The sequence below is a fragment of the Citrobacter sp. Cf118 genome (assembly GCF_030334095.1).
Classification (GTDB): domain Bacteria; phylum Pseudomonadota; class Gammaproteobacteria; order Enterobacterales; family Enterobacteriaceae; genus Citrobacter; species Citrobacter freundii.
This window is the reverse complement of sequence record NZ_JAOWES010000085.1, coordinates 121551-135794: the sequence shown is the minus strand read 5'-3', so window position 1 is coordinate 135794 and position 14244 is coordinate 121551. Positions and strand designations below refer to the sequence as shown.

Genomic DNA, 14244 nt, shown 5'->3' with positions numbered 1-14244 from the left:
GCGGGAATAGCTCAGTTGGTAGAGCACGACCTTGCCAAGGTCGGGGTCGCGAGTTCGAGTCTCGTTTCCCGCTCCAAATTCTTACCCCAATAAAAATATCCACAACGAATAATCGCGTTGGGGACGTTTTGTTTCGTCATTGACATACTCTTGTAAACAGACTTATCCACAGGTTCGGGTATTATTCCTGGAATGAAAAAAACTTCGCCGGGTAAATAGTATCATTTTAAATATTTGAAATTATTGGTTTAATTATCATTTCAAATTGTTAGTGCGATCACTTGACGATTTTTTCCCTCTTGAATATCAATGTGTTTTTATTTTTATACACAAGCTGTGGATGACTTAAGCGTCGCGCGGCAGACCCTTCTCAATGACCCTGACCAAACGTTGTTTCTTCGGTAGCTGCACCTCAACTACGCAGGCATTTCGCTTCTCGATTTGCTGAGCAACCGCCCAGTCTATATGTTCGTCGAGAAGTGGGTGCTCACCTCTGCGACTTTCCAGCGCGTGAATAACTGCGTTATCCCAGGGGGCATTACCCAACGCAACGGCGATATTTCGCAGCCAGCGCAGGTGGCCAATACGACGAATGGCAGACCCCTCCGTGACTTTTAAAAACCACGCTTCGCTCCAGCTAAACAGCTCTATTAACTCCGGAGCATGAAGCTGCTTGCGCGGGTTGAAGTCATCCTCTGTCGTCAACTGTGAATAGCGGTTCCACGGGCAAATGAGCTGGCAATCATCGCAGCCGTAAATTCGATTCCCCAACAATGGACGAAACTCTTCCGGGATCGGGCCTTCCAGTTCGATAGTGAGATAAGATATACAGCGGCGCGCATCTACGGTGTAGGGTTCAACGATGGCCCCGGTGGGACAGATGGTCATGCAGGCGACGCATTTCCCGCATCCTTCTTCTGCTGGTTGGTCGACCGGCAAGGGTAAATCGATCAGTAATTCCCCGAGGAAGAAAAATGAACCGGCTTCGCGATTGAGGATTAGTGAGTGCTTACCTGTCCAGCCAAGCCCGGCTTTTTCAGCCAAAGGACGCTCAAGAATGGGCGCAGAATCGACAAAAGGTCTAAAATTCAGCGAAGCGCAGTGCTGTTGAATCATCTCTCCCAGCTTTTTTAAGCGGTTACGTAGCAGCTTATGGTAGTCGCGGCCAAGCGCGTAACGGCTGACGTAACCCAGAGAAGGGTTCTTCAACGTGCTGGCAAAGGCCGCTTTGGCAGGAAGATAGTTCATACGTACGCTGATGACACGTAGCGTACCGGGCAATAATTCGTGGGGGCGGGCGCGCATCATGCCGTGACGGGCCATCCAGTCCATCTCTCCGTGGTATTGTTTATCCAGCCAGGCCTGCAGTTTGGGCTCTGCTTCGCTGAGGTCGGTATCGGCAATACCGACTTGCTGAAAGCCAAGCTCCAGCCCCCACTGCTTAATATTTTGCGCTAACTGATTGAGATCGAGGGGCTCTGACATGACGGACCATACAATGAAGAAAAACCCCGCAAGTATACCACACTCCATCTGGCACGCCGATGACATCAGGCGTATGGAGCGAGAGGCGGCAGACAGTTTAGGGCTGACGTTGTATGAGCTGATGCAACGGGCGGGAGAGGCGGCGTTTCAGGTCACCCGCGAGGCCTATCCGAACGCCCAACACTGGCTGGTGCTATGTGGTCACGGCAACAACGGCGGTGATGGTTACGTGGTGGCAAGACTTGCCAAAGCGCAGGGTTTTAATGTTACGTTGCTGGCGCACGAGGGTGATAAACCGCTCCCCGAGGAAGCGCAGCAGGCGCACGACGCCTGGCTTAACGCCGGTGGCGTTATTCATGCTGCTGATATTAACTGGCCAGACAGCGTGGACGTCATTATCGACGCGCTGTCAGGTACTGGCTTAAAAAACGCGCCTCGTGAACCTCTCCCGGCGTTGATCGAACGTGCCAATAGCCACCCAGCCCCTACAATTGCAATCGACATTCCCTCCGGCCTGCTGGCGCAGACGGGGGCGACGCCGGGGGCAGTCATCAACGCTGCGCATACCGTTACCTTTATTGCGCTCAAGCCAGGTCTGCTCACCGGTAAAGCACGCGATGTCACCGGACGTCTGCATGTTAATGCTCTTGGGCTGGACGACTGGCTGGCGGGGCAGAACGCGCCGCTGCAACGTTTTGATGCTCAACAGCTTGCGCACTGGCTAACGCCGCGTCGGCCCACCTCACACAAAGGCTCCCACGGTCGGCTGGTGATTATCGGTGGCGACCACGGCACGGCAGGTGCAATACGTATGGCCGGTGAAGCGGCGTTGCGTGCGGGAGCCGGGCTGGTCAAAGTATTGACGCGCAGTGAGAACATTGCGCCTGTTCTGACTGCCAGACCAGAACTGATGGTCGATGCGCTGACGCCGCAGACTCTGGAAGAGAGCCTGGCATGGGCGGATGTTGTGGTGATAGGACCAGGTCTTGGTCAGCAGGAGTGGGGCAAAAAAGCGCTGCAAAAAGTGGAGAATTTTCGCAAACCGATGCTCTGGGATGCGGATGCGCTGAACCTGCTGGCAATCAACCCCGATAAACGTCACAATCGCGTGATCACGCCGCATCCAGGTGAAGCCGCGCGACTGCTGGGCTGTTCCATTGCAGAAATTGAAGACGATCGCTTACTTTGTGCACAACGTCTGGTAAAACGGTACGGAGGCGTGGTAGTGCTGAAAGGCGCGGGTACGGTTGTTGCTGCTGAACAGGCTGAGTTAGGTATTATTGATACCGGCAATGCAGGGATGGCCAGCGGCGGAATGGGAGATGTGCTTTCCGGTATTATTGGCGCATTGCTCGGACAGAAGCTTACCCCGTATGATGCAGCATGTGCGGGATGTGTTGCGCACGGAGCGGCGGCGGATGTGCTGGCGGTGCGTTTTGGTACGCGCGGCATGCTGGCGACAGATCTCTTTACCACGCTACAGCGTATTGTTAACCCTGATGTGATTGACGTTTATCATGATGAATCGAGTAATTCCACTACCTGATGAGCAGGCAACTTTAGACCTGGGACTGCGGGTAGCCAAAGCCTGTGACGGCGCGACGGTTATATATTTGTACGGCGACCTGGGGGCGGGTAAAACCACTTTCAGCCGGGGATTTCTGCAAGCGTTAGGTCATAAAGGTAATGTAAAAAGCCCCACCTACACGCTGGTTGAACCCTATTCACTCGATAACTTGATGGTTTATCACTTCGATTTATACCGACTTGCGGACCCGGAGGAGCTGGAATTTATGGGGATCCGCGATTATTTTGCCAATGATGCCATCTGCCTGGTGGAATGGCCGCAACAAGGTAAAGGTGTACTGCCAGACCCGGACGTCGAAATACACATTGAATATCAGGCGCAAGGTCGGGAGGCGCGCGTAAGCGCAGTCTCCTCATCGGGTGAATTATTGCTGGCGCGTTTAGCCGAATAACCTTAAGGGTGGCGGGATGATTTATCGCATCAGAAACTGGCTGATGGCAACCCTGGTCCTGCTGTGCGCGCAGGCAGGGGCCGCCAGCCTCTCCGATCTTCAGGTTTCCAATGGCAATCAACAGGCGCGGATTACGCTGAGCTTTATTGGCGAGCCTGAATACGCCGTGAGCCAGGACGGGAAACGCACCGTCGCGCTGGATATAAAACAAACCGGAGTGATTCAGGGATTACCGCTGCTGTTTAGCGGCAATAATCTGGTGAAATCTATCCGCTCCGGCACGCCAAAAGATGCGCAGTCCTTGCGTCTGGTGGTGGATTTAACCGAGAACGGCAAGGCCGAAGCCGTTAAACGACAGAACGGCGGCAATTATACCGTTGTGTTTACCATCAAAGCTGATGCGCCACCGCCACCGCCTCCACCTCCAGTGGTTGTTAAGCGTGTTGAAACGCCGGTTGTCGCCCCTCGTCCTGCCGAGCCTGCGCGTAACCCGTTTAAAGCAGAGAACGATCGCACCACGATGGTGACCAACAGTAATACCTCCACACGACCTGCGGCGCGCGCCAGCACCGGCAGCGGTGAAAAAGTGGTTATTGCCATTGATGCCGGACACGGCGGGCAGGATCCGGGGGCGATTGGCCCTGGAGGCACGCGTGAGAAAAACGTCACGATTGCCGTGGCGCGTAAACTGCGCAGCTTGCTCAATGATGACCCAATGTTTAAAGGCGTACTCACCCGTGATGGCGATTACTTTATCTCGGTGATGGGGCGTTCGGACGTCGCACGTAAACAAAACGCCAATTTCCTGGTTTCTATTCACGCGGATGCCGCGCCAAACCGTGATGCCACAGGTGCTTCCGTTTGGGTGCTGTCGAACCGTCGGGCGAACAGTGAGATGGCCGGCTGGCTGGAACAGCACGAAAAACAATCGGAGCTGTTGGGCGGCGCGGGCGATGTGCTGGCAAACAGCCAGTCCGATCCTTATCTCAGCCAGGCCGTACTGGATCTGCAGTTCGGTCATTCGCAGCGCGTCGGGTATGATGTGGCGACCAGCATGATCGGCCAGTTAGAACGTATTGGTTCGATGCATAAGCGCCGTCCGGAACACGCCAGTCTTGGCGTACTGCGTTCGCCTGATATCCCGTCTGTGCTGGTTGAAACCGGCTTTATCAGTAACAACAGCGAAGAACGTCTGTTGGCGAGCGATGATTACCAGCAGCAACTGGCTGAGGCGATATACAAAGGATTGCGTAACTATTTCCAGGCGCACCCGATGCAAACCGGACCGCAGGGCGCGCCGGCGCAAACCGCCAGCGCCATATCGCCGGGTAACACGTTAACAAATTAAGGATTAGCCATGCCGATTCAGGTTCTACCGCCACAGCTGGCGAACCAGATTGCCGCAGGCGAGGTGGTAGAACGGCCTGCGTCAGTGGTGAAAGAGCTGGTGGAAAACAGCATCGATGCCGGTGCGACGCGCATTGATATCGATATTGAGCGCGGCGGCGCGAAGCTTATCCGTATTCGTGACAACGGCTGCGGGATTAAAAAAGACGAGCTGGCGCTGGCGCTGGCGCGTCATGCCACCAGTAAAATAGCCTCGCTTGACGATCTTGAGGCCATCGTGAGCCTCGGATTTCGTGGCGAAGCGCTGGCAAGTATCAGCTCCGTGTCTCGTTTAACCCTGACATCGCGCACACAAGAGCAGCCTGAGGCCTGGCAAGCCTATGCTGAAGGGCGCGACATGGATGTGACGGTAAAACCTGCTGCGCATCCAGTGGGAACCACACTGGAGGTGTTAGATCTGTTCTACAACACCCCGGCGCGGCGCAAATTTATGCGCACCGAGAAAACTGAATTTAATCATATCGACGAGATTATTCGCCGCATTGCGCTGGCGCGTTTTGATGTGACGATTAATTTGTCTCACAACGGCAAAGTGGTGCGTCAGTACCGGGCAGTGGCCGTGGATGGGCAGAAAGAGCGCCGGCTGGGCGCGATTTGCGGCACGCCGTTTCTGGAGCATGCGCTGGCGATTGAATGGCAGCATGGTGATTTAACGCTGCGTGGCTGGGTGGCCGATCCTAATCACACAACGGCAGCACTGGCAGAAATCCAGTACTGTTATGTGAATGGTCGGATGATGCGAGATCGGCTGATCAACCATGCTATCCGCCAGGCCTGTGAAGATAAGCTGGGAGCCGATCAACAACCCGCTTTTGTGCTGTATCTGGAAATCGATCCGCATCAAGTGGATGTCAACGTACACCCAGCTAAACATGAGGTCCGTTTCCATCAATCCCGCCTGGTGCACGATTTTATTTACCAGGGCGTGTTGAGCGTCCTGCAACAGCAGCTTGAAACGCCGCTGCCGTTGGCTGATGACGACGAACCCGCTCCAAGGCACATTCCGGAAAACCGTGTTGCTGCCGGACGTAACCATTTTGCCGAGCCGGCCCCCGCGCGTGAACCTGCAACACCGCGGTACTCAGCATCCGCTGGCGCTGGAAACGGCAGTAGTGGCGCAGGCCGTCAGGCGGGGGCCAGTTGGCCTCATGCCCAACCCGGATATCAAAAGCAGCAGGGCGAAATTTATCAGAAACTGATGCAGACGCCGGCTCCAACGCGTAAAACGCCGGTCTCTGAAACATCATCGGCACCTCTGAGTGGCAGCAGTCAGGGCTTTGGCCGGGTGCTAACGATTGTCGGTGCAGACTGTGCGTTACTCGAGTGCGATGGCCATATTCGGTTGCTGGCATTACCGGTGGCTGAGCGTTGGCTGCGTCAGGCGCAATTAACGCCGGACCAGGGGACCGTTTGCGCCCAGCCGTTGCTGATCCCTTTACGGTTAAAAGTCAACGCCGATGAAAAAGCGGCGCTGCAAAAAGGACAGAGCCAACTGGCTGAGCTGGGCATTGAATTTCAACTGGATGCGCAGCATGTGACCATCCGGGCGGTGCCTTTACCCTTACGCCAACAAAATTTACAAATCTTGATTCCTGAACTGATAGGCTACCTGGCGCAGCAATCCGTATTCGAGCCGGGCAATATTGCGCAGTGGATCGCACGTAACCTGATTAGCGAGCATCCACAGTGGAGTATGGCACAGGCGATTACGCTGTTAGCGGATGTTGAGCGGCTCTGCCCACAACTCGTGAAGGCACCGCCGGGTGGTCTGTTACAACCTGTTGATTTACATTCGGTAATGAATGCCCTGAAACATGAGTGATACCCGTAAGGCGAGCCTGCCAAAGGCGATTTTTTTGATGGGGCCAACGGCCTCCGGTAAAACGGCACTCGCAATTGAATTGCGTAAAGTTTTGCCCATAGAGTTGATAAGCGTTGATTCCGCCCTTATTTACAAGGGGATGGATATCGGTACAGCCAAGCCCGATGCAGATGAATTACAGGCCGCGCCGCACCGATTACTGGATATTCGCGATCCGTCGCAAGCGTACTCCGCTGCGGATTTTCGTCGCGATGCGTTAGCCGAGATGGCCGACATCACCGCCGCGGGGCGTATCCCGTTGCTGGTGGGCGGCACAATGTTATATTTCAAAGCCTTGCTTGAAGGGCTGTCGCCGTTACCGTCGGCGGACCCGGAAGTCAGGGCCAGAATTGAGCAGCAGGCGGCAGAGCAGGGTTGGGACGCGTTACACCGACAGCTTCAGGACATCGATCCGGTGGCTGCGGCGCGTATTCATCCAAATGATCCGCAAAGACTTTCCCGGGCACTGGAAGTTTTTTTCATTTCGGGTAAAACTTTAACGGAGCTGACGCAAACGTCAGGAGATGCTTTGCCGTATCAGGTGCATCAGTTTGCAATCGCCCCGGCGAGCCGTGAACTGCTCCATCAGCGAATTGAGCAGCGTTTTCATCAGATGTTAGCTTCAGGTTTTGAAGCAGAAGTCCGGGCGCTTTTTGCCCGTGGAGATTTGCATACGGATTTGCCTTCCATTCGTTGTGTAGGGTATCGCCAGATGTGGTCATACATTGAAGGTGAAATTTCATACGATGAAATGGTTTATAGAGGTGTTTGCGCCACGAGGCAGTTGGCGAAGCGACAGGTAACCTGGTTGCGTGGTTGGGAAGGGGTGCACTGGCTTGACAGTGAAAAGCCTGACCTGGCGCGAAACGAAGTATTACAGGTTGTTGGTGCTATCGCGAACTGAATGTGTACAATTGAAACGTATCGTGCGCAATTTTTCAGAATCGAAAGGTTCAAAGTACAAATAAGCATATAAGGAAAAGAGAGAATGGCTAAGGGGCAATCTTTACAAGATCCGTTCCTGAACGCATTGCGTCGGGAACGTGTTCCAGTTTCTATTTATTTGGTGAATGGTATTAAGCTGCAAGGTCAAATCGAGTCTTTTGATCAGTTCGTGATCCTGTTGAAAAACACGGTCAGCCAGATGGTTTATAAGCACGCGATTTCTACTGTTGTCCCGTCTCGTCCGGTTTCTCATCACAGCAATAATGCCACCGGCGGCACTGGCAGCAACTACCATCACGGTAGCAACGCGCAAGGTTCATCTGCGCAACAGGACAGCGAAGAAACCGAATAAGGTTATTAGCTGTTTTACATACGGGGAGCCAGCGATCCTGCGTTCCCCGTTGATTTATATTAAGGGGTTGACGCTTGTTTGACCGTTATGATGCCGGTGAGCAGGCGGTACTGGTACACATCTATTTTTCGCAAGACAAAGATATGGAAGACCTCCAGGAGTTTGAATCTCTGGTTTCTTCCGCCGGTGTCGAAGCAATGCAGGTGATTACCGGGAGCCGTAAAGCACCGCACCCGAAGTATTTTGTTGGTGAAGGTAAGGCAATCGAAATTGCCGAAGCCGTAAAAGCGACTGGCGCTGCGGTGGTGATTTTTGATCATGCTCTGAGCCCCGCCCAGGAACGTAACCTGGAACAGTTGTGCCAGTGTCTTGTAATCGACAGGACCGGTCTTATTTTAGATATTTTTGCCCAGCGTGCGCGCACCCATGAGGGTAAGTTGCAGGTTGAGCTGGCGCAGTTGCGCCATATGGCTACGCGTCTGGTCCGTGGCTGGACCCACCTTGAAAGGCAAAAGGGCGGGATTGGTTTGCGCGGTCCGGGTGAAACCCAGCTCGAAACCGACCGTCGTTTGCTGCGTAATCGCATTTTGCAAATACAGTCGCGCCTGGAAAAAGTTGAAAAGCAACGTGAGCAGGGGCGGCAGTCGCGCAAGAAAGCGGATGTCCCAACCGTATCACTGGTGGGATATACCAACGCCGGAAAATCTACCCTGTTCAACCAGATCACCGAAGCCCGGGTTTATGCAGCGGACCAGCTGTTTGCGACTCTGGACCCAACGCTGCGCCGCATAGACGTGGCGGACGTGGGTGAGACCGTGCTGGCGGATACCGTAGGGTTTATCCGCCATTTGCCGCACGACCTGGTGGCGGCATTTAAAGCCACCTTGCAGGAAACACGTCAGGCGACATTGCTGCTGCACGTTATTGATGCTGCAGATTTTCGTGTGCAGGAAAACATCGAGGCAGTCGACACGGTGCTCGAAGAGATCGATGCACATGAGATCCCGACCCTGCTGGTGATGAATAAAATCGATATGTTGGATGACTTTGAGCCGCGTATCGATAGAGATGAAGAGAATAAACCCATTCGCGTTTGGGTATCAGCGCAAACGGGGATTGGTATACCACAACTTTTTCAGGCTTTGACTGAGCGACTTTCCGGTGAGGTGGCGCAGCATACGTTGCGTTTGCCGCCGCAGGAAGGGCGATTGAGAAGCCGGTTTTATCAACTTCAGGCAATAGAAAAAGAGTGGATGGAGGAAGACGGCAGCGTAGGTCTGCAGGTTCGTATGCCGATCGTAGACTGGCGTCGCCTCTGTAAACAAGAACCGGCACTGGAAGACTATGTTGTCTGATCTGACGGATATGGCCTGAAGATTTTTTCGCCTCTATACCTTGTGGATTTTGTGCGGCAGGAAGGCGGCAAGTCCTGAAATCTCCAGGAGCATAGTCAACTATGTGACTGGAGTTGAGGGACGCAGCCAACGCATCGGCAGCGCAAAAGACGCAGGTATAGCATCGCATAACAAATATGGAGCACAAAAATGGCGTGGAATCAGCCCGGTAATAACGGACAAGACCGCGACCCCTGGGGAAGCAGCAAACCTGGCGGCAACCCTGAGGGAAATGGAAACAAAGGTGGTCGCGAGCAGGGGCCTCCCGATCTGGACGATATCTTCCGCAAACTGAGTAAAAAGCTCGGTGGTCTGGGTGGCGGTAAAGGTACTGGTTCTGGCGGCGGTAGTTCATCGCAAGGCCCGCGTCCGCAACTGGGCGGGCGAGTCTTTACTATCGCAGCGGCCGCCATCGTCATTATCTGGGCGGCTAGCGGTTTCTATACCATTAAAGAAGCGGAACGTGGCGTGGTGACACGCTTCGGTAAATTCAGCCATTTGGTTGAACCGGGTCTGAACTGGAAACCGACCTTTATCGATGAGGTGACACCGGTCAACGTTGAAGCCGTGCGTGAACTTGCCGCATCCGGCGTTATGCTGACCTCTGACGAAAACGTCGTGCGCGTCGAAATGAACGTACAGTACCGCGTGACCGATCCGCAGCGTTACCTGTTTAGCGTAACCAGTGCGGATGACAGTCTGCGTCAGGCAACTGACAGCGCCCTGCGTGGGGTTATCGGTAAATACACCATGGACCGTATCCTGACCGAAGGGCGTACCGTTATTCGTAGCGATACTCAGCGGGAACTGGAAGAAACAATCCGTCCGTACAACATGGGTATCACCTTGCTGGACGTCAACTTCCAGGCAGCACGTCCGCCGGAAGAAGTAAAAGCCGCGTTTGACGATGCTATCGCAGCACGTGAAAACGAACAGCAGTACATTCGTGAAGCAGAAGCGTACACCAACGAAGTTCAGCCGCGTGCAAACGGTCAGGCTCAGCGTATTCTGGAAGAAGCGCGTGCGTATAAGACTCAGACCATCCTGGAAGCACAGGGTGAAGTGGCTCGCTTCGCAAAAATTCTGCCGGAATATAAAGCCGCACCGCAAATTACCCGCGAGCGTCTGTATATCGAAACCATGGAAAAAGTGCTGAGCAATACCCGCAAAGTCCTGGTTAACGATAAAGGCAGCAATCTGATGGTTCTGCCGCTGGATCAAATGCTGAAAGGTGGTAGTGCGCCAGCAGCAAAGACTGACAGCAGTTCAAACCTGTTGCGTCTGCCGCCAGCAACGACTTCCAGCACTGGAGCAAGCAATACATCGTCCACCAGTCAGGGCGATATTATGGACCAACGCCGCGCGAATGCGCAGCGTAACGACTACCAGCGTCAGGGGGAATAACGATGCGTAAGTCAGTTATTGCGATTATCATCATCGTTCTGGTAGTTCTGTTCATGTCTGTCTTTGTGGTCAAAGAAGGCGAGCGCGGCATTACTCTGCGCTTTGGTAAAGTTCTGCGTGACGATGAAAACAAGCCGCTGGTCGTTGCACCAGGCCTGCACTTCAAGATTCCGTTTATTGAATCTGTGAAGATGCTCGATGCGCGTATTCAGACCATGGACAACCAGGCCGATCGCTTTGTTACCAAAGAGAAGAAAGACCTGATTGTTGACTCCTACATCAAGTGGCGCATCAGTGACTTTAGCCGTTACTACCTGGCAACGGGCGGTGGCGATGTTTCTCAGGCGGAAGTCCTGCTGAAACGCAAGTTCTCTGACCGTCTGCGTTCTGAAATTGGTCGTCTGGACGTGAAGGACATCGTTACCGATTCCCGCGGTCGTCTGACCCTGGAAGTTCGTGACGCGCTGAACTCCGGCTCTGCTGGCACGGAAGATGAAGTGGCGACTCCGGCAGCAGATAGCGCGATTGCCGAAGCGGCTGAACGTGTTCAGGCTGAAACGAACGGTAAAGTACCGGTCATCAACCCGAACAGTATGGCGGCATTGGGCATCGAAGTGGTTGACGTGCGTATTAAGCAAATCAACCTGCCTGCTGAAGTGTCCGAGGCTATCTACAACCGTATGCGCGCTGAGCGTGAAGCGGTAGCGCGTCGCCATCGTTCACAAGGTCAGGAAGAGGCGGAAAAACTGCGTGCAACGGCGGACTATGAAGTCACTAAAACGCTGGCAGAATCTGAGCGTCAGGGCCGTATCATGCGCGGTGAAGGCGATGCAGAAGCCGCTAAGCTGTTTGCCGATGCATTTAGTCAGGATCCTGACTTCTACGCCTTCATCCGTAGCCTGCGTGCTTACGAGAAGAGCTTCGAAGGCAACCAGGACGTGATGGTCATGAGTCCGGACAGCGATTTCTTCCGTTACATGAAGACACCGAGTTCCGCGACACGCTAATCGCGTTCCAGCGGTTTTAAAGCAGCAAAACCACCGGCATCTCCAGGGATGCGGTGGTTTTCTTTTTATATAAGGGCGATGGATGAATTCAACAATTTTGCTGGCGCTCGCGCTGGTTTTGGTGCTGGAAGGACTGGGTCCGATGCTTTATCCCAGCGCATGGAAGAAAATGATCTCTGCAATGGCGCAACTTCCCGAAAATATTTTGCGTCGTTTTGGTGGAGGTCTTGTGGTTGCGGGCGTTGTGGTCTACTACATGTTGAGGAAAACGATTGGCTGATTAATAAGTAGACTAATTTGCGGATTTTCGCATGCAAAAAGTGCTGTATATCTGAAAAAGCGGTGGTAGAATCCATTTTTAAGCAAACGGTGATTTTGAAAAATGGGTAACAACGTCGTCGTACTGGGCACCCAATGGGGTGACGAAGGTAAAGGGAAGATCGTCGATCTTCTGACTGAACGGGCTAAATATGTTGTGCGCTACCAGGGTGGTCACAACGCAGGCCATACTCTCGTAATCAACGGTGAAAAAACCGTCCTCCATCTCATTCCATCAGGTATTCTTCGCGAGAATGTCATCAGCATCATCGGTAACGGTGTTGTTCTGTCTCCGTCCGCGCTGATGAAAGAAATGAAAGGACTGGAAGATCGTGGTATCCCGGTTCGCGAGCGCCTGCTGCTGTCTGAAGCTTGTCCGCTGATCCTTGATTATCACGTTGCGTTGGATAACGCTCGTGAGAAAGCGCGTGGCGAGAAAGCGATCGGTACTACCGGTCGTGGTATCGGTCCGGCTTATGAAGACAAAGTAGCTCGTCGCGGTCTGCGTGTTGGCGATCTGTTTGATAAAGCAACCTTCGCTGAAAAACTGAAAGAAGTGATGGAATATCACAACTTCCAGCTGGTGAATTTCTATAAAGTTGAAGCAGTTGACTACCAGAAAGTGCTGGATGATGTGATGGCTATCGCCGACATCCTGACCTCGATGGTTGTTGATGTTTCCGATCTGCTGGACCAGGCGCGTAAGCGTGGCGATTTCGTCATGTTTGAAGGTGCGCAGGGTACGCTGCTGGATATCGACCACGGTACCTATCCGTACGTAACTTCCTCCAACACCACCGCAGGTGGCGTGGCAACCGGCTCCGGCCTGGGCCCACGTTATGTGGACTACGTTCTGGGTATCATCAAAGCTTACTCTACTCGTGTAGGTGCGGGTCCGTTCCCGACTGAACTGTTTGATGACGTTGGCGAGTTCCTGTGCAAACAAGGTAACGAGTATGGTGCGACCACCGGTCGTCGCCGTCGTACCGGCTGGCTGGACTCCGTTGCTGTACGCCGTGCAGTACAGATTAACTCCCTGTCTGGCTTCTGCCTGACCAAACTGGACGTACTGGACGGTTTGAAAGAGGTGAAAATCTGTGTCGCTTACCGTATGCCGGATGGCCGTGAAGTAACGACTACTCCGCTGGCAGCAGACGACTGGAAAGGTATCGAGCCGATTTACGAAACCATGCCGGGCTGGTCTGAATCTACCTTCGGCGTGAAGGAACGTAGCGGTCTGCCGCAGGCTGCACTGAACTACATCAAGCGTATTGAAGAACTGACCGGTGTGCCGATTGATATTATCTCAACTGGCCCAGACCGTACTGAAACCATGATCCTGCGCGACCCGTTCGACGCATAATTCTGGTTATAGCGTGGCGTCGAATGGCGCTGCGCTTGCAATATCTCAAGCCGGATAAGGTGCTTTGCATCAGAATCCGGCTTAAAATCACGTAAGTTCCTCGCTTTTTTCCTTCCCGAACTGAAATAAATTAGCGACCTGGCTGGTGGCTGGTTTATCATCAATATAATTAATACCACCAGGTTTATCCGTTTTATCCCTTTTCCTGAGGTTGATGTGCAGTTAACAAGTTTCACCGATTACGGATTACGTGCGCTAATCTACATGGCGTCACTTCCCGAAGGACGTATGACCAGTATTTCTGAGGTGACAGAAGTCTACGGCGTGTCCCGTAATCATATGGTCAAAATAATCAATCAACTTAGCCGGGCGGGCTTTGTTACTGCTATTCGAGGAAAAAATGGCGGTATCCGCTTGGGTAAACCTGCTAAGGATATTGGTATTGGTGATGTGGTTCGCGAGCTGGAACCCTTATCGTTGGTCAACTGTAGCAGCGAGTTTTGCCACATTACCCCGGCCTGTCGACTCAAACAGGCGCTTTCTAAGGCAGTGCAAAGTTTTCTCACGGAGTTGGACAACTACACACTTGCTGATTTGGTTGAAGAGAATCAACCGCTTTATAAATTATTGCTGGTGGAGTAATGAAGTCCAAAGTACTTCGCGTCGCATCGCGGCGGCAACTGAGCGAGTCGCCAGGAGCTTACAAAAGTAAGTGACAGGTGGGAGCAA

At 53.3% G+C, this 14244-nt stretch carries 13 protein-coding genes and 1 tRNA gene; 13 read left to right on the top strand and 1 reads right to left on the bottom strand.

What is annotated here, in order from left to right; genetic code table 11:
• Positions 1–76 (top strand) — tRNA-Gly (locus tag OGX67_RS13835).
• Between the two features lie 269 nt (positions 77–345).
• On the opposite strand, the gene queG is transcribed toward OGX67_RS13835, so the two are convergent.
• Entirely contained in the window at positions 346–1485 is a 1140-nt protein-coding gene (gene queG / locus OGX67_RS13830; protein ID WP_003025567.1) for a tRNA epoxyqueuosine(34) reductase QueG, read from the bottom strand.
• Here queG and nnr point away from each other — a divergent pair.
• From nnr to nsrR, 12 genes are all read left to right on the top strand, one after another.
• Positions 1484–3031, top strand: a complete 1548-nt coding sequence (gene nnr, locus OGX67_RS13825; protein WP_071687236.1) for a bifunctional ADP-dependent NAD(P)H-hydrate dehydratase/NAD(P)H-hydrate epimerase — start codon at positions 1484–1486, stop codon at positions 3029–3031. The two genes, queG and nnr, sit on opposite strands and share 2 nt — an antisense overlap.
• Entirely contained in the window at positions 3003–3464 is a 462-nt protein-coding gene (tsaE, locus tag OGX67_RS13820) for a tRNA (adenosine(37)-N6)-threonylcarbamoyltransferase complex ATPase subunit type 1 TsaE (RefSeq protein WP_003025570.1), read from the top strand. Before nnr ends, tsaE begins: the two co-directional genes overlap by 29 nt.
• 16 nt (positions 3465–3480) lie before the next feature.
• A complete protein-coding gene (amiB, locus tag OGX67_RS13815) occupies positions 3481–4812 on the top strand; it encodes an N-acetylmuramoyl-L-alanine amidase AmiB (RefSeq protein ID WP_016149446.1) in 1332 nt (443 codons plus the stop codon).
• Positions 4813–4821: 9 nt separating this feature from the next.
• Positions 4822–6693 (top strand): DNA mismatch repair endonuclease MutL, encoded by a 1872-nt coding sequence (gene mutL / locus OGX67_RS13810; protein ID WP_257651299.1) that lies wholly within the window; start codon positions 4822–4824, stop codon positions 6691–6693.
• Positions 6686–7636, top strand: coding sequence for a tRNA (adenosine(37)-N6)-dimethylallyltransferase MiaA (gene miaA, locus OGX67_RS13805; protein WP_016149447.1), 951 nt, complete (start codon positions 6686–6688; stop codon positions 7634–7636). The genes mutL and miaA overlap by 8 nt, the downstream gene beginning before the upstream one ends.
• An 84-nt stretch (positions 7637–7720) precedes the next feature.
• Positions 7721–8029 (top strand): RNA chaperone Hfq, encoded by a 309-nt coding sequence (gene hfq, locus OGX67_RS13800; RefSeq protein ID WP_003025584.1) that lies wholly within the window; start codon positions 7721–7723, stop codon positions 8027–8029.
• Between the two features lie 74 nt (positions 8030–8103).
• Complete coding sequence (hflX, locus tag OGX67_RS13795) at positions 8104–9384, top strand: ribosome rescue GTPase HflX (RefSeq protein ID WP_003025589.1); 1281 nt, start codon at positions 8104–8106, stop codon at positions 9382–9384.
• Positions 9385–9573: 189 nt separating this feature from the next.
• Complete coding sequence (hflK, locus tag OGX67_RS13790) at positions 9574–10827, top strand: FtsH protease activity modulator HflK (protein WP_003025593.1); 1254 nt, start codon at positions 9574–9576, stop codon at positions 10825–10827.
• Between the two features lie 2 nt (positions 10828–10829).
• Entirely contained in the window at positions 10830–11834 is a 1005-nt protein-coding gene (hflC, locus tag OGX67_RS13785) for a protease modulator HflC (protein WP_003025595.1), read from the top strand.
• An 82-nt stretch (positions 11835–11916) separates the two neighbouring features.
• Positions 11917–12114, top strand: a complete 198-nt coding sequence (locus OGX67_RS13780) for a DUF2065 domain-containing protein (RefSeq protein ID WP_003025602.1) — start codon at positions 11917–11919, stop codon at positions 12112–12114.
• A gap of 102 nt (positions 12115–12216) precedes the next feature.
• On the top strand, positions 12217–13515 hold the full coding sequence (purA, locus tag OGX67_RS13775; protein ID WP_003025606.1) for an adenylosuccinate synthase: 1299 nt from the start codon (positions 12217–12219) through the stop codon (positions 13513–13515).
• A 216-nt stretch (positions 13516–13731) separates the two neighbouring features.
• On the top strand, positions 13732–14157 hold the full coding sequence (gene nsrR, locus OGX67_RS13770; protein ID WP_003025609.1) for a nitric oxide-sensing transcriptional repressor NsrR: 426 nt from the start codon (positions 13732–13734) through the stop codon (positions 14155–14157).
• Positions 14158–14244: the final 87 nt, after the last annotated feature.